22 protein-coding genes are annotated in these 22,006 nt (G+C 41.5%); 18 read left to right on the top strand and 4 right to left on the bottom strand.

Annotation, left to right across the window (positions count from 1 at the left end):
- From FAY33_RS13960 to FAY33_RS13935, 6 genes are all read left to right on the top strand, one after another.
- A complete protein-coding gene (locus tag FAY33_RS13960; protein WP_143321846.1) occupies positions 1-990 on the top strand; it encodes a glycosyltransferase family 2 protein in 990 nt (329 codons plus the stop codon).
- Between the two features lie 98 nt (positions 991-1,088).
- Entirely contained in the window at positions 1,089-2,507 is a 1,419-nt protein-coding gene (locus FAY33_RS13955; protein WP_143321845.1) for an undecaprenyl-phosphate glucose phosphotransferase, read from the top strand.
- A 36-nt stretch (positions 2,508-2,543) separates the two neighbouring features.
- Positions 2,544-4,361 carry an LCP family protein gene (locus tag FAY33_RS13950; protein ID WP_143321844.1) on the top strand — a complete coding sequence of 606 codons (1,818 nt, stop codon included), beginning with the start codon at positions 2,544-2,546 and terminating at the stop codon, positions 4,359-4,361.
- A 119-nt stretch (positions 4,362-4,480) separates the two neighbouring features.
- Positions 4,481-5,839 (top strand): trypsin-like peptidase domain-containing protein, encoded by a 1,359-nt coding sequence (locus FAY33_RS13945; RefSeq protein WP_243126758.1) that lies wholly within the window; start codon positions 4,481-4,483, stop codon positions 5,837-5,839.
- A gap of 184 nt (positions 5,840-6,023) precedes the next feature.
- The gene (gene clpX, locus FAY33_RS13940) at positions 6,024-7,427 is read left to right on the top strand and encodes an ATP-dependent Clp protease ATP-binding subunit ClpX (RefSeq protein WP_143321930.1); all 1,404 of its coding nucleotides are present in this window, start codon (positions 6,024-6,026) and stop codon (positions 7,425-7,427) included.
- An 84-nt stretch (positions 7,428-7,511) separates the two neighbouring features.
- Positions 7,512-7,979 carry a signal peptidase II gene (locus FAY33_RS13935; RefSeq protein ID WP_143321843.1) on the top strand — a complete coding sequence of 156 codons (468 nt, stop codon included), beginning with the start codon at positions 7,512-7,514 and terminating at the stop codon, positions 7,977-7,979.
- 111 nt (positions 7,980-8,090) lie between these two features.
- Here the strand turns inward: FAY33_RS13935 and FAY33_RS13930 are convergent, their stop codons facing one another.
- Both FAY33_RS13930 and FAY33_RS13925 read right to left on the bottom strand, forming a co-directional pair.
- Complete coding sequence (locus tag FAY33_RS13930; RefSeq protein ID WP_143321842.1) at positions 8,091-8,450, bottom strand: TIGR04086 family membrane protein; 360 nt, start codon at positions 8,448-8,450, stop codon at positions 8,091-8,093.
- A 108-nt stretch (positions 8,451-8,558) separates the two neighbouring features.
- Positions 8,559-9,224 carry a TetR/AcrR family transcriptional regulator gene (locus FAY33_RS13925; protein ID WP_143321841.1) on the bottom strand — a complete coding sequence of 222 codons (666 nt, stop codon included), beginning with the start codon at positions 9,222-9,224 and terminating at the stop codon, positions 8,559-8,561.
- Positions 9,225-9,477: 253 nt separating this feature from the next.
- Here FAY33_RS13925 and FAY33_RS13920 point away from each other — a divergent pair, with 253 nt between their 5' ends.
- The 11 genes from FAY33_RS13920 to yajC all read left to right on the top strand — a co-directional run bounded on the left by FAY33_RS13920 (position 9,478) and on the right by yajC (position 19,008).
- Positions 9,478-9,948 (top strand): DUF6669 family protein, encoded by a 471-nt coding sequence (locus FAY33_RS13920; RefSeq protein WP_143321840.1) that lies wholly within the window; start codon positions 9,478-9,480, stop codon positions 9,946-9,948.
- On the top strand, positions 9,938-10,900 hold the full coding sequence (locus FAY33_RS13915) for a CehA/McbA family metallohydrolase (protein ID WP_143321839.1): 963 nt from the start codon (positions 9,938-9,940) through the stop codon (positions 10,898-10,900). Before FAY33_RS13920 ends, FAY33_RS13915 begins: the two co-directional genes overlap by 11 nt.
- Positions 10,901-10,903: 3 nt before the next feature.
- Entirely contained in the window at positions 10,904-11,725 is an 822-nt protein-coding gene (locus FAY33_RS13910; RefSeq protein WP_143321838.1) for an ABC transporter permease subunit, read from the top strand.
- 27 nt (positions 11,726-11,752) lie between these two features.
- Positions 11,753-12,724 carry an ABC transporter ATP-binding protein gene (locus tag FAY33_RS13905; protein ID WP_143321837.1) on the top strand — a complete coding sequence of 324 codons (972 nt, stop codon included), beginning with the start codon at positions 11,753-11,755 and terminating at the stop codon, positions 12,722-12,724.
- A gap of 18 nt (positions 12,725-12,742) precedes the next feature.
- A complete protein-coding gene (locus FAY33_RS13900; RefSeq protein WP_243126756.1) occupies positions 12,743-13,942 on the top strand; it encodes an extracellular solute-binding protein in 1,200 nt (399 codons plus the stop codon).
- 12 nt (positions 13,943-13,954) lie between these two features.
- The gene (locus tag FAY33_RS13895; protein WP_143321836.1) at positions 13,955-14,803 is read left to right on the top strand and encodes an ABC transporter permease; all 849 of its coding nucleotides are present in this window, start codon (positions 13,955-13,957) and stop codon (positions 14,801-14,803) included.
- Between the two features lie 45 nt (positions 14,804-14,848).
- The gene (locus FAY33_RS13890) at positions 14,849-15,601 is read left to right on the top strand and encodes a tyrosine-protein phosphatase (protein WP_143321835.1); all 753 of its coding nucleotides are present in this window, start codon (positions 14,849-14,851) and stop codon (positions 15,599-15,601) included.
- 193 nt (positions 15,602-15,794) lie between these two features.
- Positions 15,795-15,941 carry a six-cysteine ranthipeptide SCIFF gene (scfA, locus tag FAY33_RS13885; RefSeq protein WP_097003442.1) on the top strand — a complete coding sequence of 49 codons (147 nt, stop codon included), beginning with the start codon at positions 15,795-15,797 and terminating at the stop codon, positions 15,939-15,941.
- A gap of 127 nt (positions 15,942-16,068) precedes the next feature.
- The gene (gene scfB, locus FAY33_RS13880; protein ID WP_143321834.1) at positions 16,069-17,460 is read left to right on the top strand and encodes a thioether cross-link-forming SCIFF peptide maturase; all 1,392 of its coding nucleotides are present in this window, start codon (positions 16,069-16,071) and stop codon (positions 17,458-17,460) included.
- 60 nt (positions 17,461-17,520) lie between these two features.
- Complete coding sequence (gene tgt / locus FAY33_RS13875; protein WP_143321833.1) at positions 17,521-18,663, top strand: tRNA guanosine(34) transglycosylase Tgt; 1,143 nt, start codon at positions 17,521-17,523, stop codon at positions 18,661-18,663.
- A gap of 48 nt (positions 18,664-18,711) precedes the next feature.
- Entirely contained in the window at positions 18,712-19,008 is a 297-nt protein-coding gene (gene yajC / locus FAY33_RS13870) for a preprotein translocase subunit YajC (protein ID WP_143321832.1), read from the top strand.
- 188 nt (positions 19,009-19,196) lie between these two features.
- Here yajC and FAY33_RS13865 read toward each other — a convergent pair whose 3' ends face one another.
- Entirely contained in the window at positions 19,197-19,928 is a 732-nt protein-coding gene (locus FAY33_RS13865) for an SDR family oxidoreductase (RefSeq protein ID WP_143321831.1), read from the bottom strand.
- A gap of 172 nt (positions 19,929-20,100) precedes the next feature.
- On the opposite strand from FAY33_RS13865, the gene trxB reads away from it, so the two are divergent.
- Positions 20,101-21,027: a thioredoxin-disulfide reductase gene (gene trxB, locus FAY33_RS13860; RefSeq protein ID WP_143321830.1), complete on the top strand. Its 927-nt coding sequence runs from the start codon at positions 20,101-20,103 to the stop codon at positions 21,025-21,027.
- A 75-nt stretch (positions 21,028-21,102) separates the two neighbouring features.
- On the opposite strand, the gene FAY33_RS13855 is transcribed toward trxB, so the two are convergent.
- Positions 21,103-21,834, bottom strand: a complete 732-nt coding sequence (locus FAY33_RS13855; RefSeq protein ID WP_143321829.1) for a hypothetical protein — start codon at positions 21,832-21,834, stop codon at positions 21,103-21,105.
- Positions 21,835-22,006 lie beyond the last annotated feature (172 nt).

The raw sequence follows: 22,006 nt of genomic DNA, 5'->3' as shown, positions 1-22,006 counted from the left end.
ATGGAGAAAAAAGTTACCATCATCATTCCAAACTATAATGGATTAAAGTTTATGGAGCCCTGTATGAAAGCCCTGGAGACTCAAAGTGATAAAAACTTTGAGCTTCTTGTGGTGGACAATGGTTCCACAGACGGCAGTGTGGACTGGCTAAAAGAGCATGAAATTCCGACCATATATTTAGAAGAAAATACAGGATTTTCCGGTGCAGTGAATGTGGGAATCCGTCATGCCAGAACACCTTATGTAATTTTGCTTAACAATGATACGGAACCAGAACCGGATTATGTGAAGGAACTGGTTCGTGTAATGGACCAGTCTCCCCGTATATTTTCTGCAAGCAGCAAGATGATCCAGCTTCATCAAAGAGAACTGATGGATGATGCGGGGGATATGTACAGTGTGCTTGGCTGGGCTTATCAAAGAGGTGTGGGGCAGAGTATTAAAAAATATGACAAACCCAGAACTGTTTTTGCCGCTTGTGCGGGAGCAGCCATTTACCGGAGAAAGGTATTTGATGAAATCGGTGGATTTGATGAAGCTCATTTTGCATATCTGGAAGACATTGATGTTGGTTACCGGGCAAGAATCCACGGCTATGAGAATGTGTATTGTCCAGCTGCTGTAGTTTACCATGTAGGAAGCGGAACCAGCGGTTCCAAGTATAATTCATTTAAAGTAAAACTTGCCGCCAGAAATAACATATACCTAAACTACAAAAACATGCCTGCATTTCAGCTTCTTTTCAATTCAATTCCCATTTTGCTGGGGATTTTTGTAAAGTATCTGTTTTTCAGAAAGATCGGATTTGCCTCTGATTATATAGAAGGATTAAAAGAAGGAGTGAGAACTGTTAGAAGGACTAAAAAAGTTCCCTTCCGCAAATCCAGGTTTGTAAACTATTTAAAGATTGAAGGAGATCTGATTTTTGGAACTCTTCTCTATGTATGGGAATTTTTAAGAAGAAAACTAAAAATTGACAGGTCATATTAAGAAAAATTTTATAGAACTATCACAACATATCATGTATAATAAACGGGAATTATCATGGAGAAATATGGTGCGATGCACGATTGGAAGGTTTTGCAGCTATGATAAAGGATAATCAGAAAAAATTTAATGGATTTCATGTAGTGCTGGATGGAATGGTTATTATCCTGTCCTATTTTATTGCCTGGCTGCTGTTGCTTCTTAGCAACCATGCGTTCAGTCCTTATAAGGGAGTCCTGGCTCCGCAATATTATTTTGGGGCACTGCTTGCAATATTGCCAATCTACCTGCTTCTTTATGGTGTTTTCCGGCTATATGCGCCGAAAAGAGTTCAGGAGAAGCGCTATGAATTCGCTAATATTGTAAAAGCAAATCTGCTGGGAGTACTTTTGTTTGCCCTGGGACTGTTCCTGGTGAAGAAGAATCCATTTTTTAGTGAATTCTCTACCAGAATGGTTTTTTATTTCTTTGCTGTTAACACGATACTGGAAACAGTGGAACGGAATTTAATCCGCAGTATTTTACACTCCATGCGTTCCAAAGGCTATAACCAGAAGCATATTCTGCTTATTGGCTACAGCCGTGCGGCAGAAAGTTTTATTGAACGGGTCCGCCAGAATCCGGAGTGGGGTTATCAGATCAAAGGAATTTTGGATAATCAAAAGGAATGGGGAAGCGGTTATAAAGACGTCAATGTAATTGGGAAGATCAAGGATTTAGATGAGATTCTTGCCTTGAATTCCTTAGATGAGATTGCCATTACCTTAAGCATTAATGAATATGCAAATTTAGAAAAGATTGTTGCCTCCTGTGAAAAATCAGGTGTTCATACCAAATTTATTCCGGATTATAACAATATAATTCCCACCATACCTTACATTGAGGACCTTCAGGGATTGCCTGTGGTTAATATCCGCCGGGTTCCGTTAACAGATCCGGTCAATGCAATCGTAAAAAGGGCGGTGGATATAGTGGGAGCAGCCGTTGCCCTTGTTTTATTTTCTCCGATTATGCTGCTGACAGTCTTATTAATTAAGCTGACAGCACCCGGACCACTGATTTATAAGCAGGAGAGGGTAGGTCTTCACAACAGACCTTTCCAGATGTATAAATTCCGCTCTATGGTGGTACAGGCTCCCTCAGAAGAGAAAAACAAGTGGACAACTCCCCATGACTCCAGAGTCACACCTATTGGGAGATTTATCAGAAAGACAAGCATTGATGAGATGCCTCAGTTTTTTAATGTACTCCGGGGAGATATGAGTCTGGTAGGACCAAGACCGGAGAGACCTCTCTTTGTTGAGAAGTTTAAAGAAGAGATTCCCCGCTATATGATCAAGCACCAGGTGCGTCCCGGCATCACGGGCTGGGCACAGGTCAATGGATTCAGAGGGGATACTTCCATTACAAAAAGAATTGAGCATGATCTTTATTACATCGAAAACTGGACCCTGGGATTAGATGTTAAGATTCTCTTCTTGACCATCTTTAAAGGGTTTGTTAATAAAAATGCGTACTGAGATTGAATACGACACGATTAGGATGAGGTTAAATAAATGAAAAATGAATTTGATGATGAGTTAAACCGTGAAAAAAGACAGAGCAGAAGGCGCGGTTACGATTCAAAACCAGATCCGTCCGATGGAGATTACTATCTGGATGATGACTACGAAGATGATACAGCCAAAAGTTCCAGGAGTAAGAGTCAGCCTGTACGCAGACCTCAGTCACCATCAGGCACCAGATCTTCCGGTCAGGATACATCCCGCTCCAGGCAGGCATCAGGAACCTCTCAGAGCAGAGGACAGTCAACTACCAGGGGGCAGATTGTGATTGGTGACGGCGGCACCAGGCAGCAGGCGAGGAGACCCATCCAGGAACGTTCCTCCACTTCCAGCCGGAGTGAAGCCAAAAGCAGCAATAAAAGAAAGATCAGACGCATCATTCTTCTTACCATTGCAGAACTTCTTACTCTTGCAATCATATTTTCTTACGCCTATGTGGCACGGATTATGGGATCTATCCAGAGACCGCAGAATTTTGATGAGAAGCAGGTCCGTAATGAAGAGATGACCAGTGCACAGAAGAAACATATGACCGGATACCGCAACATAGCGGTCTTTGGTGTGGACAGCCGGGACGGCAATGTGAATAAGGGAACAAACACGGACGTTATTATGATATGTAATATCAATCAGGATACTGGTGAGATCAAACTGTTATCCGTATTCCGGGATACATATCTAAACGTCAGTGAAAAGAATACTTATAATAAGATTAACTCTGCATATGCAAACGGAGGAGCTGCCCAGGCATTGGCGGCTCTGAATAAGAATCTGGATATGGATATTACAGAATATGTGACATTTAACTGGAAATCCGTGGCTGACGGCATTAATATGCTGGGCGGCGTTGATGTGGATATAACAAAAGCAGAGTTTCGTTATATTAATTCTTTTATTACAGAAACAGTACAAAAGACAGGTGTTCCATCGGTTCACTTAAAATCAGCAGGCATGAATCATTTAGACGGTGTCCAGGCGGTTGCTTATGCCAGATTGAGAAAGATGGATACGGATTACCAGAGAACAGAGCGTCAGCGTCTGGTAATTCAAAAATCATTTGATAAAGCAAAAAAAGCGGATCTGGGTCTTTTAAACCGGATTCTTCTTATGGAAGTTGAACAGGTAGGAACCAACCTGACATTCGGCGATTTTACAGAACTTCTTTTGGATATGGGCAAATACCACATTGGAGAGACTGGAGGTTTTCCGTTTAGTAAAGGTGACATGAAGATGGGCAAAAAGGGAGACTGCGTAATCCCCCAGACTCTTACAAGCAATGTAACAGAACTTCATAAATTTCTCTTTGATAAACAGGATTACCAGCCATCTGAAATGGTAAAAAAGATCAGTGCCAAGATTGCAGCAGATTCCGGCATGTATAAAAATGGCCAGGATGCAGATGATTCTTCCAAGTCAAAGAAAGATAAGCCAAAGAAAGAGACAAAAGAAACAAAACCGGAAAAGACAACACAAAGCGAGGAATCTTCGGCTCAGGAAAGCTCCAGCCAGGAAGAGGCAGGCACGAAACCAGGAAAGGGTGGTCCTGGAGAAACAAAGCCTTCTCATTCAGGCGGCAGTACAGAGCCCACTTCCGCTATCCATGAACCAGGAACGAAAGAGACTACCACAGCACATGAGACAACTCCTCATGAGACCACCACGGTCCATGAACCAACCACTCCTCATGAAACCCAGGGGGAGACAAAGCATAATGGACCGGGAGAGACGGTTAGTCCGCAGCCAGAGACCCAGCCTGCGGGAAGTGTGACAGAGGCACCTGTTGTTCCGGCACCCCCTACCGGGGAGTAAAAGGAAGTATCAATCTCTTTTCACATATTGAATATAATTTTATCACAGAATGGTCACATTTCATTGATAGACTGTGATTATCAAAAAGATAATCCGTTAGATGAAAGGAGATAGATCCTATGTTTGATAAAGAAAAAGAAGAACCAATCACTACCAATTTTGTAATGAGAGATCCGGAGCCCCAAAAGACAGAAGAGAAACAGAACCTTCCTCACTATCAGGAACATCAGTTTCAAAGGGAAGAGAGTCCCGTCTTCCAGAAAGATATGATTCCTCCGAAGAAAAAACGTGGGTTTGTAAAGAGGGCGGCGGCTCTTGTTGGCGGAGCACTGGTGTTTGGAGTAATTGCAGGAAGTACCATGGTTGCCATCAACTGGGCAGCCGGTGCTTACCATAGTAAGAACACCGTTGAGATCAATAAAGCGGAGACTGTTTCTCCAGCAGCCGTAGTGCCAGCCAGTGTATCCGGGGTGGTGCCCAACGATGTATCCGGTATTGTAGATAAAGCCATGCCGTCTGTAGTTGCGATTACCAGCAAGGTGGTATATGAAAGCCAGACCTGGTTTGGTCCCATGCAGCGGGAAGGGGAGGGAAGCGGTTCAGGAATTATTGTAGGAAAGAATGATGATGAGCTGCTGATTGTAACCAACAATCATGTAGTAGAAGGTGCCGAAGCTTTAAAAGTAACCTTTATTGATCAGGTTGCAGTTGATGCAGCGATTAAAGGAACAGATGCAGACACCGATCTTGCAGTGATTGCAGTTCCGATTAAGAATATCGAGGCGGATACTCTTTCCAGAATTGCCATTGCTTCTCTTGGTAATTCCGATACCATAAAAGTAGGTCAGGGAGTGGTAGCCATCGGCAATGCCCTTGGGTATGGTCAGTCCGTTACGGTTGGTTATGTAAGTGCCCTTGACCGTTCTGTTCAGACAGAAGACGGAACCAACAGAGATTTACTGCAGACCGATGCAGCGATTAATCCAGGCAACAGCGGCGGCGCACTCTTAAATATGCAGGGAGAAGTCATTGGTATTAACTCTGCAAAATATTCCTCAACGGAAGTGGAAGGCATGGGCTATGCAATTCCCATTTCCAAAGCTCAGGCGATTATTGATACTCTGATGACCAGAACAACCAGAAGTCAGGTTGCTGATGGAGAACAGGGATATCTGGGAATTCAGTGTAAGAACATTGATGCTGCCACAAGCCAGCAGCTTGGTATGCCTCAAGGGGTATTCATCTATAAGATTGTAGAAGGCGGCGCAGCCAGCCAGTCCGATCTGAAAGAAAAAGATATTATTACAAAATTTGATGGGCAGAGCATTAAGACATACGATGACCTGACCAATATGCTTAAGTACTATAAAGGTGGAACAACCGTTCCTGTTACCGTACAGTCCATAGAGAACGGACAGTATGTAGAAAGAAATGTAAACATCACACTTGGAAAGCGGCCGGCAGAGCCGCAGCAGTGACAAAAATAAGACTCCCCTGTCAGATCATTCTGATGAGGGAGTCTTTTCTTAAAAAAATCTAAAATGTGCCTGTACACTTGTGAGGATCTTTTAAATGCTTTATAATGTGAATGTATGAAGTATATAATTGCAGACAGAAGGAGAATATAGATTGAACGATAAAGAATTACTGGAGGAGGAGCAGATGGAAGATACCACGGTTGAGGATTCTGACGGAGAAGAGAAAAAAAAAGAACAGGATGAATTTGAAAAAGTCTGCTATGTCTGCCGTAGGCCGGAGAGCATCACAGGTCCCATGGTTTCCATGACAGGTTCTATGAATCTGTGTCATGACTGTATGCAGAAAGCATTTGATTCTGTGACCCAGAGCGGATTTGACTTAAGTAAGATTCCGGGTATGCCATATATGAATCTGAATCTCAGCGATCTTGGAAAGTTAAATGACAAAGATCTTGAGATACCACAAAAACAGAAAATAAAAAAACGGTCAGTGAAAAGTGAAAAACCTGAAATTGACTTAAAGGATATTCCTGCACCTCATGTGATCCGCCAGAAGCTGGATGATTATGTAATTGGTCAGGATCAGGCAAAGAAAGTGATTTCCGTAGCCGTTTACAACCATTATAAGAGAGTTTATCTGGTTGAAAAGGAATTAAAGAATGAAGAAGATCAGGTCCAGATTGAGAAGTCAAACATTTTGATGATTGGCCCTACAGGAAGCGGAAAGACCTATCTGGTTAAGACACTGGCAAAGCTTCTTGATGTACCGTTAGCCATTGCCGATGCCACTTCTTTAACAGAAGCCGGATACATAGGCGATGACATTGAAAGTGTAGTATCCAAGCTGTTATCCGCGGCTGGTAATGATGTGGATAAGGCAGAGCGGGGAATTATTTTTATTGATGAGATTGATAAAATTGCCAAGAAAAAGAATACCAGCAGCCGGGATGTCAGCGGAGAATCGGTGCAGCAGGAGCTTTTAAAATTGTTAGAGGGAAGTACGGTAGAGGTTCCTGTTGGTTCCAACCAGAAGAATGCTCTTACGCCTATGACTTCTGTGAAAACGGAGAACATTCTCTTCATCTGCGGAGGTGCGTTCCCGGATCTGGAAGACATCATCAAAGAGCGTTTGAAGGAAAAGTCTTCCATTGGTTTTTCCGCAGAGTTAAAAGACCAGTACGAGACAGACAACAACCTCCTGACAAAGGTAACAAACGAAGATTTAAGAAAGTTTGGAATGATTCCTGAGTTCCTGGGACGTCTGCCCATCAGTGTTACTTTGGATTCTCTTAATAAAGATTTACTGATCCGGGTGTTAAAGGAACCCCGTAATGCTATTTTAAAGCAATATAAAAAACTTTTGGAATTAGATGAAGTAAAGCTGGTATTTGAAGATGATTCTTTAGAGTGGATTGCAGAAGAAGCGCTGAAGAAAAAGACCGGTGCCAGAGCTTTACGTGCCATTATAGAGAATTTTATGCTGGATATCATGTATGAAATCCCCAAAGATCCAAACATTGGTTCTGTTGTAATAACCCGTGCGTATCTGGACAAAAAGGGCGGACCTTTTATTCAGATGAGAGGTTAATAAAAAGCCGTAGACCGGATTCGCTGGACGAAGGATAAAAAGTACAGTAGAATGGAGATAATAAGGTCGGAAGGAGTGTACGTTATGATATTTATCGGTGTCATCGTATTATTGGCGGCCGTGGATCTTTTTATAAAAAGTTCCATTGAAAACCAGGAAGAAAGCAGTTTCCCAAAAGAGCTGGAAGGAAGCGGCGGCAAGATCGTCCTCTATAAGAGTCACAATCCAGGTTTTTCTTTCGGTTATTTAAAGGAACATTTGGAATTGGTCCAGATGATCCCCTTAGCAGTTGCTGCTTTCATAGGTGGAATCCTGGCAGGGCTTTCCCAGAAAAAGGGCAGAATTGTAGAAAAGCTGGCATTATCCATTACTCTTGGGGGTGCCATCAGTAACTTATATGACAGACTCTTCCGCGGTTATGTGGTTGATTATTTCAGCATTCAGGCAGGCAGACTCAAAAAAGTCGTATTTAACCTGGGCGATATTTTCATTTTCCTGGGTGCAGCCATAATTCTGATTGCAGAGCTTATTAAGATGGTTCGGGAACGCTGATATAAAAAAGCGGCTGTGTGATGTTGACACAGCCGTTTTTTTATAGAAAATTTTCTCCCTGTAAAATAATAACAACTCCCTGCAGATTGCACATGGCAATGAAAAATGGTTTTAACTAAGCATTCCCCCTGCAGTTCCGCTTGCAACACAGATTGCCATGGTAGTAAGAATCTGATTCATAGACCCATTCACGCCCTTATTCAGTAAAAATGAGACTGCAAGTAAAACCACAAAATACATAAGACCCAGTAAAAGTCCCCAAAAGAACCTTCGCTGCCTTATGCTTTTTCCCATCAAAATCCCTCCGATTAAGCAGGTGATAATGTAAACCCCATTCACGCCCAGTCGGATCTGGCCTTCTTTTAACTGGAATCTATAAAGTGCGAATGCCAGGACAACAAGCAGGATTCCGGTCAGTATGTAGGTGATGAGCAGGTTTCTTAGTGTGACCTGAAGCTTTGATTTTTCCATATGAATACTCCTTACATCTTGTCTTATGGTTCAATATATTCCCATGGCATGCAGGATATTCTAATATGTTTGTTTCGGAATTGCGAATGTTGGAGTGAAGTGCGTACTTTATCCTTTTAATCCTGATAAGAGCAGTTGGAATGTTGTATCCAGTATTTCTACCGTGTTAAGCCCGTATTTGACGGGCAAGGTTTGAGCGGTTTGCATCAGCCCTGATGCAATGTGAAATCCTGCATAAGTAAACGCCACAGCCGTCATTTCAGGATCTAAATCTTTTTTGACTGAACCGTCATGAAAGTTTTTACAAAGAAATCTAACCATATCTTTTGATCCGAAGTCACCGTTATGAAAAGTTTTTTTATAGTAATCTGAGGAACGTTTACTAGTTTCATATTGCCAACTGTCATAAAAAACATTAAAAAATTGGAACCATTCGGGATCATCCTGGTAAGTTTCCCGGATGAAGCGATAATAGGAATAAAAGCGGTCATAGGTGGAATGTCTGGATTTCGAAAAATTACGATATAGACGCTGGCTTAAAAACTGCATTTTTTTATGATGGATGCTCCAGAGCAGATCTTCTTTACTTTTGTAATATTTGTATAAAGTGGAACGAGTGACACCGCAGACAGAAGCAATGGAAGAAAAGCTGGTTTTATTGATACCGTTACTTATAAAAAGCTGTTCTGCTCTGTCTAAGATAAGGTCACTTAAGCGCTCATTATGTTTGAGGTATTTTACTTTGTATGATGGATTTAAATTATTGTTTATCATAGCTCCTCCTGAATTGATTGCTGAAATTGTTTACAACCTATCTAAGAACTTGTTGGTATACTCTATTTTAAAATAAAACAGCTTATAAAAAGTGTAATTTAAGTAAAAATAATGTAAAAGTTAAAAGAAGTGTATAAATTTGGGTAATATAACTTTTATTTTACATATATTTAACTCCAAATAGATTGTTTTAAAGGAATAGGTTCACTAAACTGAGTCTGTAGTAAAGTTTGATTAAAGAAAGGAAATACAAATGGTTGAAAAAGAATTGTACAAGACTTCAGGGCAGTTATCGGCAGGATATCAAGGACATATTTCTTATTTGTTTTTTATTCCGGAAAACATGAAATCCCTGGATATAACCTTTGAGTTTGATAAGAGAGAGCCAACCGGGAACTTGGAGGAAATAGAGAAAAAAGGAATTCAGGCGCTGTTGCAAAATATACCGGATTTGGAAGTAACCCAAAGCGTAAAAGAACAGCTTCTTAAAATGCCGAAAAGCGAAATTAATGTATCGGTATTTCACAACGGAGCCTGCTTGGGCACCGCTCATAGAAATCTTTTGCTAAAGGAAATTCATATTTCACCAGAATATTCCTCAGAAGGGTTTTTACAGTGGAAAACTGATGAGGGAAATCTGCGCATTGTGCTCCATGTTTTAAATGTCCTGAATGATAATACAAATTTCAGCCTGGTTGTGAAAGGAGAAGTTGATGATCTATAAGAGAGCGGAATTGCATAATCACTCTACAGAGTCCGATGGAACTATGACAATTGGCCAATTGGTAAAGTATGCAGAGGAGCAGAAGTTTGAGGTGCTGGCTTTGACGGATCACAATACTTGCTCCGGACATGATAAGGCTGATGAAGAAGTGAGAAAGAATAAATATGATGTTTCAATTTTAAAAGGCGTGGAAATTACTACTTTTTACGGACACATATTGGCTCTGGGAATGAAGCATATGACAGATATTACGGAATTGAACCCGAAATACCCCGAAGCCTTTTTTATGAAGTTGAGAGCAGAAGGAGCAGCGGCAGTGGGAATTGCCCATCCCTTTTGTATTGGAGAACCTCTGATGATTGGCTGCAGATTTGGGATGGATGTTAAAAACTGGAATTCAGTAGACTATATTGAAATATTTAATACCTCCAGTGGTACTAAAACCATGGGAGACGGCATATCAGGCAATAAACAGGCTTTAGAACTTTGGGAAGAGCTTGTGCTTCAGGGATATAAGATAGGAGCTGTAACAGGAAAGGATATTCATGGAAAGCCGAAGGATGAACGGGTATTTATTACCTATGCAATGTTTGAAAAGGAACCGGACAGCCTGGCAGATGGCGTGATAGGAGCAATTCTCCGTCAAAGAACCATGATAACAAAAGGACCTCTTTTTCATACGGTATTTGAAGGCAGAAATTTAATCGTACATTTTGATCATACCTCATCTTATTTTGGATGGGACAGGCATTATAAGGAATATAAGGTTGTCCTTCAGGTAAAGTGGAATGATAAGACTGTAAATGAGTGGGAAGTGGATTTGAACCGGGATTTTAAAATACCAGTTAAAAATGGCGCCAGTACAGCTATTATCGAATTATATGATTCTGTATGTGATATGGAACATCTCCTGGCAGTTGGCGCACCGGTGAGGTGGAGAGGAGAGCGGTAATATATGAAAGGTTTGTATTATGGTCTTGGAAAGATTCGATTCTGGGAATATATATTGTTTGCTGTATTTCTTCTCTTTTTCTATGGTCCTATGTTTCATATGCTGACTTTGTCCTTTGCAGGCAAATATGAATATCCGGATGTAATACCCAGAACCTTTGGATTTAAATGGTGGGATTATATCATGACAAAAGGGCAGATGGTGGAGTCAATTGGAATGTCCCTGATTCTGGCAGTTGCGGTGACGCTGTGTTCTCTTATCATCTGTCTGCCGGCAGCGTATGCCATTGCAAGATTTCAGTTTAAAGGAAAAAGTCTGGTACGGTTGAGTTTTCTTCTAACCAATGCATTTCCCAAGATGGGAATTTATACGGCTATGGCGGTAATATTTTATAAGCTTAAGCTTATAGGAACCTTTCCTGGAGTAGTGCTGGTACATATTATAAATACCATGATGTTCATGGTGTGGATTCCAAGCGGTTCTTTTCGGACGGTTCATGCCCAGCAGGAAGAAAGTGCGAGAGATGCAGGCGCCTCTCCCCTTCGTGTATTTTTTCAGATCACCATGCCTATGGCATGGCCTGGAATCGTAGTTGCTTCTCTGTATACATTTTTGGGGTCTATGGAGGAAGCCCAGGGTACGCTTTTGATCGGACTCCCTAATATTCATACCATGCCCAGCGAACTTTATGGAATTATTATGTCATTCCCGGAGACAGCAGGAGCGGTATTTTCCGTAATTTTGTTAATTCCTTCCATTGTTTTACTGATTGTATTCCGTAAATATTTAAGTGCGGAAACGTTATCTGACGGTTTAAAAATGTAATGAAAGAAAGTGGAGGCTGACGGAATTATGAAAGAAAAAATGGTCATACATGACCTTACGAAGAAATTCAGTGCTGCAGAGGGAGTAGAAAAAATCAATCTTTCTGTATATGAAAATGAACTGCTGACCCTGCTGGGGCCTTCCGGATGCGGGAAAACCACAATTTTAAGAGCAATAGGCGGATTCCATAAGATTGATTCCGGAACCATCGTTTTAGACGGGAAAGAAATCCAGGAACTTCCCCCGGAAAAACGCCCTACAGGCATGGTGTTCCAAAGCTATAACTTATGGCCTCATATGACCGTTTTTGAAAATATGGCCTTTGGCCTGAAGTTAAGAAAGGTTGCCAGGGTTGAGATGCAGCAGGAAATTATGAAAATGCTGGATATGGTAAACATGGCTGGAAGCGAAAAAAAATATCCTGGTCAGCTTTCCGGGGGACAGCAGCAACGAATTGCCATTGCCAGAGCGCTGGTACTAAAACCGTCCCTCTTGCTTTTGGATGAGCCTTTTTCCGCACTGGACGCAAAGATCAGAGGGCAAATGAGAGAGGAACTAAAAAGAATACAGAGAGAAGCCGGGCTTACAGCAGTGTTTGTTACCCACGATCAAGAGGAGGCCATGGCGGTCTCAGACAGGATTGCAGTGATGAACCGGGGCTTCATTGAACAGATAGGACCTCCTACAGAGATATATAATAATCCTGAAAACCGTTTTGTTGCCAGTTTTATAGGTGAGATGAACTTTCTGGAGGAGGATGGAAAGGTTACTGTAGTCAGGCCGGAGGATGTGCTTATAAGGCCTTGTCTGAAAGAAGAAAGTGAATACCGTGTTGTCCAAGTTATGCCTCTCGGCCATTATGTTCAGGTGCTGGTTCAGAAGCCTTTTGATCAGACCTTAAAGGTGTTTGTAAATAAAGCAGATTCTGGAAATTATAAAGTAGATCAACCAGTTTTATGTAGTTTTATCAATAAAAAAATTCTGCAGCCTTCCAGATAACAAAAAAAGGAGATTAGTATGATGAATCAGAATTGGAAAAACAAAATGAAAAAAGGAATGAGTATTCTTTTGGCGGGAGCCATGTTGCTGTCTTTAAACGGATGCGGAAAGACTTCTGCGGCTTCCGGTAATAATGATGTTCCGGTGGTTACGATCTGGGGAAGCGGAGGCCAGGAAGTAAGAGAGGCACTTCAGACCATTGCTGACAGTTATAATGCATCACCGGATTATAATCAGAAGGCAAAGGTGGAAATTCAGTTCATCGTGTCGGGAACAAGTGAGCAGAGTCTTCCGGACCGGCTTGCGGCAGCTTATAAAGCTGGAGAAACGGATACGGATTTTGACTTAATTGCTATTGATGATAACGCAATTGCAGGAATCTTAGCTCAGACCAGTGAAGATTTTTTTGATTTCATTGATACCTCTGAAATTCCAAACTATGAAAACCTGATATTCAAAGATAATATTATAGGAAATACTTTCATCCCGTACAGAGGAACATCTGTTTATCTGGCTTATAATTCGGAAACAGTTTCTGAACCGCCGAAAACAGCAGATGAATTATATCAGTGGATTAAGGACAATCCAGGACGATTCTCCTATAATGATCCATCTACCGGAAATTCGGGTTTTTCCTTTACGGCCAATACGATCTATAACCAGCTTCCCACTGAAGCTGCCACATCCTCTGATGAAAAGTGGATGACAGATCATTCAAAAGAATGGGATAATGCTTTTGCACTGCTGGCAGAACTCCATCCATATCTTTATCAGACGGCAGGCAAAGTCCAGTATCCTATGAAAAATGCAGGAACCTTAGAGTTGCTTGCTACAAAGCAGATTGATATGTGCCCGGCATTTGCAAATATGGTCCTGAGCCAGAAAAACCAGGGGACATTACCAGAATCCATTAAACTGGTACAGTTGGAAGAGCCATTTTTAGGTGGACTGGCAGGGTTCTCCATTCCTAAAATTGCAAAGGATAAGGAAGCTGCTTTATCAGTTGTTGATTATTATTTAAGCTATGAAGCTCAGGCAAAGGACTGGAATACTATGTTTGCTTCACCGGTAGTAGATTCTGGAAAACTGGAAAATCTGCAGCATGCAGATTGGCTGTCAGAAACAAATTTTGATACAATCCGTTATTTTTCCATAGGAAATTTACAGAAGAACATAAGAGAGCGCTGGACAGAGGAAATAGGAAGTCTTGCAAAATAAAGAGGTTTTCAAATGAAAAATAAAAAGAATCAAATCTGGCTTCCATATCTGATGGTTTTTCCGGCATTTGCAGTTATGGTTCTGGTTGTCATATTTCCTATCTGCAATACGGTGGTACAATCATTTAAAACGGCTTCGGGCAGTTTTACGCTGGGAAATTATCAGTATTTTTTTACCAGCATGGATGCTTTGGAAAGTCTGATTTTTACTATGACAGAAGCATTATGTACCATGGCTTTGGGAATCTTTTTCAGCTTCCTTTTAGCTCTTTATTTAAGATTTTCCAAAAGCAGAATCAGTAAAATTCTGGGGAGGCTTTATCTCCTCCCCCGGTTTATTCCGGGAATTGCAGCTGTTTATGCGGTGATGAATGTGATTAAGGATGCCGGCTTTATCAACAGATTTTTGCAATTGTTTGGAATTATCTACAAACCTGGACTTCTTTATGATATGAAAGGAATTATTATATGCAATTTATGGTTTAACATCCCTTTTTCTGCAATGCTTTTATCGGCAGCTTTATCAGCAGTTAATGACTCCTATGTGGAAAGTGCAAGGGATGCAGGCAGTTCCTGGTGGGGCATATTCAGACATATTGTACTGCCCATGACATATAAAGATCTGGTGGTGGCAGCAACGTTTATCCTCATGGGTCAGGTGGGGGCCTTTACCATACCATATTTGACTGGACCCAATAACCCGAAGATGCTGGGAATTCTCTTATATCAGCAGGTAAATACTTACCTGGATTATCAAAGGGCAGCAGCTCTGTCTGTGTTGATGTTTTTGATCTGCCTCGGAGGTGCGGCAGTCTATATAAAAAGCAATATGAAAGATGAAGCATGGGAAAGTGGGAAATAGTGAATTTTAAGTTCTGCGTAATTTTTTTATGGGGGTAAGGAAATCATGGATATCATACAGAAAGCGGCAATGCCTATTTCTCTGGAGCGCGCCTATAATGTAAGAGATTTAGGGACATACCGTAATAAAGATAATAAAAAACTAAATATGGGCAGGCTGTTAAGGGCGGACAGCCTACACGAATTAAATGAGGAAGATATTAAAAAGCTGCTTGATTATGGCGTGACGTGTGTAATTGATCTTAGGAGCCCGGAAGAATATGAACGTGCCCCCAGTTGGTTTGCGGCCTGTAATGAGGTTGCATACTATTCGGTTTCTTTATATGATCAGATACACTCCAATGATCTGCAGGGCGGTTTTCCAGACAGCCTTCACGAACTTTATATAAACTGGCTGGAGAACAGCAGGCAACAGATCAGCCGCATCCTGAATATTATCGGTGAGAACGGAAAAGGCTGTACGTTATTTCATTGTACTGCCGGCAAAGATAGAACCGGGCTGATTGCCATGTTGATTTTAAGCCTTGCGGATGTGGAAGAAGAAGTGATTGTCATTGATTATGAAGTGAGCGGAAGAAATATGGAACCGGTATTTCGAAAAATGAGAGTGAGGATGCAGCAGGAGGGAGTAATACTGCCGGAGTATTTATTTAAATCTGAGGCAGGTGAGATGCAGTATACTTTGGCATATTTAAAGAACACCTATGGAAGCGTGGTGGATTATTTACACACTCTGGATATTAGTGAGGAAGTTTTGGATGCGATTAAATACCAGATGATGTCCCGGGGGAAGAAATAATTTTACTATGGTATATTTAAAGAAAATTTTATAACTTTCATATATAGTAGTTTCTCATTATATAAAAAAAAACAGCGAAGTTCTATGATTATAGTGGATTGGTGGCTGGATTGGTGTCCCAATTATTCTTGCACTGAGAAAAGACATGTGGTATAATCGCATGGAATTATGTAAATACAGGAGGTGTAAGTTTATGAAGCACGTGAAGACATTAAGTTCCAGTACATTAAAAGAATCTATGAAAAAAGGCGGATGCGGCGAATGCCAGACTTCCTGCCAGTCAGCCTGCAAGACATCCTGTACAGTAGGAAATCAGAGCTGTGAGAACAGCAACCGTTAGTTTTAACTGTATAGAACAGCCAAAAGGCAGAGAAGCAGATGCCCCTACGGTCATTAGACAGTAGGGGTTCCTTCGCTTGTCAGCATAAACAATAAGGGGATAGTCCCTTTGATTAAGGAGAATACAAGTGATTCATCAATATATGAATAATGGTTTCTATATTATTATGGATGTCAACAGCGGTTCCGTCCATTCTGTAGACCCAGTAATGTATGATGCGGTTTTAATTGCCCAGGGACTGATTCCGGATATGGAAAAGCCTGAGAAGATTTCAGACCATGTAAAGAAAGAAGTGTTAGACCGCCTTGAGAAGACCTATGGCGAGTCTGAAGTAGCAGAAGCACTGGAAGAGATTCAGTATCTGGTAGATGCAGGAGAGTTGTTTACCAAAGATGTATACCATGATTATGTAGTGGATTTTAAAAAGAGAAAAACTGTGGTAAAAGCTCTTTGTTTACATATTGCACATGATTGTAACCTTGCATGCCAGTACTGTTTTGCAGAAGAAGGTGAGTATCATGGACGGCGTGCACTCATGTCGTTTGAAGTGGGAAAGAAAGCCCTGGATTTCCTGATTGCCAATTCCGGCAACCGGAGGAACCTGGAGGTAGACTTTTTTGGCGGTGAGCCACTGATGAATTTTAATGTGGTAAAACAGCTTGTGGAATATGGACGTTCAAAAGAGAAAGAATATAATAAGAACTTCCGCTTCACCATGACAACCAACGGTGTTTTATTAAATGATGAGATCATGGAATTCTGTAATAAGGAAATGAGCAATGTGGTATTAAGTCTTGACGGACGTAAGGAAGTCAACGACAAGATGCGTCCGTTCCGCAACGGAAAAGGAAGTTATGATTTAATCGTTCCCAAGTTCCAGAAGTTTGCCAAGCTCCGGGGAACCAAAGATTATTATATCAGAGGCACCTTTACAAGAGGTAATATGGATTTTGCAAAAGATGTTCTTGAATTTGCAGATCTTGGATTTGAAAGCATGTCCATTGAGCCGGTAGTTGCCCAGCCAGAAGAATACTATGCCATCAAAGAGGAAGATCTTCCTCAGATTTTAGAGGAGTATGATAAGCTTGCTGTGGAATATATTAATCGTTCCAGAGAAGGAAAGGGATTTAATTTCTTCCATTTTAATATTGATTTACAGCAGGGACCATGTGTTGCGAAACGTCTTTCCGGCTGTGGTTCAGGAACAGAGTACCTGGCAGTGACGCCATGGGGAGACTTCTACCCTTGTCATCAGTTTGTGGGACAGGAAGAATTCCTCCTCGGTAATGTGGATACAGGTCTTACCAACACAGCAGTTCGTGATGAATTCAAGCTTTGCAATGTATATGCGAAGGATAAATGCCGTGACTGTTTTGCAAGATTTTACTGCAGCGGTGGCTGTGCAGCCAATTCCTATAATTTCCATGGCTGTATAACCGATGCTTATGATATTGGCTGTGAGATGCAGAAGAAGCGGATTGAATGTGCAATTATGATAAAGGCTGCTCTGGCAGAATAATAAGAGCCGCTGTTCATGTGAAGAAACCGATAACTCAAAAACCAAAGTAAGGAACAGTCTATGAACTATAAGATTATAAAAAAGGATGGACGCGCCAAGCGGGCAGAGGTAACAACTGTCCATGGAACGATTCAGACACCAGTGTTCATGAATGTGGGAACTGTGGCGGCGATCAAAGGTGCAGTTTCAACTGATGATCTGCGGGAAATCAAAACTCAGGTAGAATTATCCAATACCTACCATCTGCATGTCCGTACTGGCGATAAGGTGATTCGTCAGTTTGGAGGCATTCATCAGTTTATGAATTGGGACCGTCCAATTCTTACGGATTCAGGCGGTTTTCAGGTGTTTTCCCTGTCTGGATTAAGAAAAATCAAAGAGGAAGGCGTTTATTTCCAGTCTCATATTGATGGTCATAAGATCTTTATGGGCCCGGAAGAAAGTATGCAGATCCAGTCCAATCTTGCATCCACCATTGCCATGGCATTTGATGAGTGTCCTCCTCATCCTGCAACCAGGGAATATATGCAAAACAGCGTAGACCGCACAACAAGATGGCTGGAACGCTGCCAGAAGGAGATGGCAAGACTTAATTCTCTTCCCGACACCATTAACCGGGAACAGCTTTTGTTTGGAATCAACCAGGGCGGAACATTTGAAGATATCCGTATTGCCCACGCAAAAACCATCTCTGCCATGGATTTAGACGGTTATGCTCTGGGCGGACTTGCCGTAGGGGAAAGCCATTCGGAGATGTACCGGATTCTGGACGAAACCGTACCTTATCTTCCGGAGAATAAGCCAACTTATTTAATGGGAGTTGGAACTCCTGCCAACATCCTGGAATCCGTAGAACGAGGGGTGGATTTCTTTGACTGCGTATATCCATCGAGAAATGGACGGCATGGTCATGTCTATACCAATCAGGGAAAACGTAATCTGTTCAACAGCAGATATGAACTGGATCACAAGCCCATTGAGGAAGGCTGCCAGTGTCCGGCATGCCGCTCTTACAGCAGAGCTTATATCAGGCATTTACTGAAAGCAAAAGAAATGCTTGGCATGAGATTATGTGTATTGCATAATTTGTATTTTTATAATACAATGATGGAAGAGATTCGTGACGCAATTGATCATCAGCGTTATGGGGAATATAAGGAGAGGAAGCTTGCAGGAATGATAGAAGCTCAATCCGAAAAGTAGGACGAGATACCGCAGGAACCAGCGGGTCTATATAAGGAGGAAATGGTTATGTTATTAGCAACAGGCGGTACAATGGGAATGGGGTTTTGGGTTCTCTACATTGTAGTAATCTTTGGTTTTATGTATTTTATTGCAATCAGACCACAGAAAAAAGAAAAGAAAAGGCAGCAGGATCTGCTTTCCAACATTGCGATTGGTGATAGTATTCTGACTACAAGCGGTTTTTATGGAGTTATTATTGATATGACAGATGATACGGTTATTGTTGAATTCGGCAATAACAAGAACTGTAGAATTCCAATGCAGAAGTCAGCGGTTGTAGAAGTAGAAAAGCCTGAAGCATAAAACAGGGCGTTCGGAAAAGATTTCTTCCGGACGCCTTTTTTCAATCCCTGCTTGACAAAACCATATAAATTGTTTATAATTTAATTTAACAAAACCAAATTGCATTGCGGTTTGTTTCCGTTTCGTATCCACCCTGTTAATTTCAACATATGATTTAGTAAGGGGATAGACAACCCATGAGCGAAAGCTTATATCCAACCGCCATCCAGTTTGACGATCTGGCCGGTTAAGTAGGCGTTTTTATAAGCCAGGTGATAGGCGAGATCAGCTACTTCCTCAGCCTTCCCAAGTCTGCCGGTTGGAATCTCTTCTGTCAGGGCGATTCGATCATCTTCGCAGAGGAATTGATTCATCTCCGTATCAATGGCGCCGCAGGCAATGGCATTGACCTGAATGTTGCTGGGAGCAAGTTCCTTGGCTAATGCCATGGTAAAAGCATTTACTCCGCCTTTTGTAGCAGAGTAAGCCACTTCACAGGAAGCGCCTGTTACGCCCCAGACGGAAGAGATATTGATGATTTTACCAGACTTTTTCTCCACCATGCCAGGAACGGCAAGCCTGCAGCAATTGAATACAGAAGTCAGATTAGTTCGGATGATCCGGTCCCAGTCTTCTGGGTTCATATCCTGCAAAAGTCCGATATAGGAGATTCCGGCATTGTTGATAAGAACGTCAGGTGTACCGAATTGTTTCCTGATTTTTTCAAAAAGAACCTGGCATTCCTCCATGACTCCCACATCTCCAACGTGGGCAAGGCAGGAGATCTGATACGATTCCAGTTCTTTTTTGGTTTGAAGCAGGCGGTCTTCGCTGTGCAGACAGTTGATAACCACCTGATATCCCTTTTTGGCAAATTTTACAGCGATTGCTTTGCCGATTCCCCGGGAAGCACCGGTGATGAGTACCGTTTTTCTGGACATATACGTTCCCCTTTCTGTCAATGTTTTATCCCATTATTTTATCAAATTGACAGGCACAATGCAAGAAAGTCCTTTCCGTCCGGTCAGGCATTGCATACTTCACGATTCGTAAGATATAATGAATACAGAGCGATGAAAAACAGATCGAAATTAAGAAAGCAGGTAGATAAATATGAATGAAATTTATGATGTAGTAATCATTGGTTCCGGTCCGGCAGGGCTTACTGCCGCGGTTTATGCAAAGAGAGCCGAACTGAAGATGGTAGTGATTGAAAAAGAGATGGCGAGCGGAGGTCAGGTCCTTACCACTTATGAAGTGGATAATTATCCGGGACTTCCAGGGATTAACGGATACGATCTTGGTATGAAGTTCCGTGAACATGCAGAAAAGCTTGGAGCTGAATTTGCCAATGACGAAGTTTTAAGAATTGAAGCGGCTGATGGAGAGTTTACGGTAGTCGGCGAAGAGAGAGCCTATGTGACAAAATCCGTAATTATTGCAACCGGAGCACAGCATCGTAAATTAAGTGTCATCGGGGAAGAAGAGCTTACTGGAATGGGTGTTTCTTATTGTGCTACCTGTGATGGTGCGTTTTTCCGCAACAAAGTAGCAGCAGTGGTTGGAGGCGGAGATGTAGCCATTGAGGATGCCATCTTCTTAGCCAGAATGTGTAAAAAAGTATACTTAATTCACAGGAGAAACCAGTTGAGAGGTGCAAAGACCCTGCAGACGCAGTTATTTAACCAGGACAATGTAGAGATTATCTGGGATACAGTGGTAGAAGGAATCGAAGGCGGAGATCAGGTAGAATCTTTAACACTGAGAAATTCCAATACAGAAGAGACCAGAAAACTGGCTGTAGATGGTGTGTTCATTGCTGTAGGAATCAATCCGCAGAGTGAGGCGTTTAACAACCTTGTTGAGATGGATCACGGTTATATTAAAGCAGGTGAAGACTGTGAAACCAATATTCCAGGAGTATTTGCAGTAGGAGATGTGCGTACCAAGCAGCTTAGACAGATATCAACAGCCGTATCCGATGGTGCCAATGCCATTACCAGTGTAGAACGGTATCTGACAAGTATTCAGGCGAATTAACAGGTTCTGTAATTTTATATTTTTATATCAGAAAAGCCGCAGGATGGAAATGATATCAATCCTACGGCTTTTTTCTTAACTGTTAAGCACATTCCATATTTTTATACAGGTCCATATACTCTCTACGATGCAAAAAAGGTAGAAGAAGCTGATAACAATGGAACTCTTTTTCCCTCTTCTCCATTTTACAAGGGCTAAATACATGGTATCCAGAACATCAGTCAGAAACAGAAATTGAAGCAGACCGTGGAAAAAGGCAGATGCTGATCCGATTTTTTTCTCTAAGCGGCTGAGACGTATGACCTGAATGGAGAAAATAGAGCCGGGTAGCATGATCAGCCAGGCAATAAAAAGCAAAAAAAGAATGATAGCTATCAAAAAAGGAAGTAAGATTGGTGCAGTAAAAATAAGTGTTCCATGACTGATAAGCATTCCGAAAATACCTAGCCCTAAAAGCGTAAGTGTAATATAAAGAAAATTACTTGCAAAAAAAATAACCATGCCATATTTTAAAATCAACATACCATTAATGCAAAATAGCGTGTCCCTTTGATTGAAGGCTTTAAAAGACTGAATAATATTTAAAATAGCCAGAACAATGAATGTTACAACATAAATAAAAGAAATGATGAAATACATTATAATAGGAGCTGTAAATAACGCTTCCGCGGTGTCCTCGTTTATACCTGGACTGGGATAAGAGGATAGACCTAGTAATAACAAAAAATTAAATGGGATATAAAGAGTTGCCATAGTGACGTAAGCGATTTGAAGACCATGCCGCCTTTTCTTTAGTGCTTTTTCCATAATATAGACCTCCCGATTTTATTGCAGGAACTTTGAATTCCGAAACAATCAATAGAATTGTATCATGTCATATTGAATCCTGTCAATTTATGGAAGAATCAAAAAAATCCCCAGTCAGATTGTCTGCACTGGCATCCAATCTGATTGGGGATTATTCTTTTTATGGGCTTTT

Source organism: Clostridium sp. HBUAS56010, from assembly GCF_007115105.1.
In the GTDB taxonomy this organism is placed as follows: Bacteria; Bacillota; Clostridia; order Lachnospirales; family Lachnospiraceae; genus Lacrimispora.
Note: the sequence above shows the minus strand (reverse complement) of the source record. Positions and strands in the feature narration are given on the sequence as shown.

What these genes read in the sequence shown, in the direction of transcription:
- FAY33_RS13905 (WP_143321837.1), top strand. Translation starts at nt 11,753, where the DNA reads ATGAAAGAAAAAATGGTCATACATGACCTTACGAAGAAATTCAGTGCT.
- tgt (WP_143321833.1), top strand. Translation starts at nt 17,521, where the DNA reads ATGAACTATAAGATTATAAAAAAGGATGGACGCGCCAAGCGGGCAGAG.
- FAY33_RS13895 (WP_143321836.1), top strand. Translation starts at nt 13,955, where the DNA reads ATGAAAAATAAAAAGAATCAAATCTGGCTTCCATATCTGATGGTTTTT.
- FAY33_RS13945 (WP_243126758.1), top strand. Translation starts at nt 4,481, where the DNA reads ATGTTTGATAAAGAAAAAGAAGAACCAATCACTACCAATTTTGTAATG.
- FAY33_RS13890 (WP_143321835.1), top strand. Translation starts at nt 14,849, where the DNA reads ATGGATATCATACAGAAAGCGGCAATGCCTATTTCTCTGGAGCGCGCC.
- FAY33_RS13855 (WP_143321829.1), bottom strand. Translation starts at nt 21,834, where the DNA reads ATGGAAAAAGCACTAAAGAAAAGGCGGCATGGTCTTCAAATCGCTTAC.
- trxB (WP_143321830.1), top strand. Translation starts at nt 20,101, where the DNA reads ATGAATGAAATTTATGATGTAGTAATCATTGGTTCCGGTCCGGCAGGG.
- FAY33_RS13935 (WP_143321843.1), top strand. Translation starts at nt 7,512, where the DNA reads ATGATATTTATCGGTGTCATCGTATTATTGGCGGCCGTGGATCTTTTT.
- FAY33_RS13910 (WP_143321838.1), top strand. Translation starts at nt 10,904, where the DNA reads ATGAAAGGTTTGTATTATGGTCTTGGAAAGATTCGATTCTGGGAATAT.
- FAY33_RS13925 (WP_143321841.1), bottom strand. Translation starts at nt 9,224, where the DNA reads ATGATAAACAATAATTTAAATCCATCATACAAAGTAAAATACCTCAAA.
- FAY33_RS13955 (WP_143321845.1), top strand. Translation starts at nt 1,089, where the DNA reads ATGATAAAGGATAATCAGAAAAAATTTAATGGATTTCATGTAGTGCTG.
- FAY33_RS13930 (WP_143321842.1), bottom strand. Translation starts at nt 8,450, where the DNA reads ATGGAAAAATCAAAGCTTCAGGTCACACTAAGAAACCTGCTCATCACC.
- scfA (WP_097003442.1), top strand. Translation starts at nt 15,795, where the DNA reads ATGAAGCACGTGAAGACATTAAGTTCCAGTACATTAAAAGAATCTATG.
- FAY33_RS13960 (WP_143321846.1), top strand. Translation starts at nt 1, where the DNA reads ATGGAGAAAAAAGTTACCATCATCATTCCAAACTATAATGGATTAAAG.
- FAY33_RS13900 (WP_243126756.1), top strand. Translation starts at nt 12,743, where the DNA reads ATGATGAATCAGAATTGGAAAAACAAAATGAAAAAAGGAATGAGTATT.
- FAY33_RS13950 (WP_143321844.1), top strand. Translation starts at nt 2,544, where the DNA reads ATGAAAAATGAATTTGATGATGAGTTAAACCGTGAAAAAAGACAGAGC.
- FAY33_RS13915 (WP_143321839.1), top strand. Translation starts at nt 9,938, where the DNA reads ATGATCTATAAGAGAGCGGAATTGCATAATCACTCTACAGAGTCCGAT.
- FAY33_RS13920 (WP_143321840.1), top strand. Translation starts at nt 9,478, where the DNA reads ATGGTTGAAAAAGAATTGTACAAGACTTCAGGGCAGTTATCGGCAGGA.
- yajC (WP_143321832.1), top strand. Translation starts at nt 18,712, where the DNA reads ATGTTATTAGCAACAGGCGGTACAATGGGAATGGGGTTTTGGGTTCTC.
- clpX (WP_143321930.1), top strand. Translation starts at nt 6,024, where the DNA reads ATGGAAGATACCACGGTTGAGGATTCTGACGGAGAAGAGAAAAAAAAA.
- FAY33_RS13865 (WP_143321831.1), bottom strand. Translation starts at nt 19,928, where the DNA reads ATGTCCAGAAAAACGGTACTCATCACCGGTGCTTCCCGGGGAATCGGC.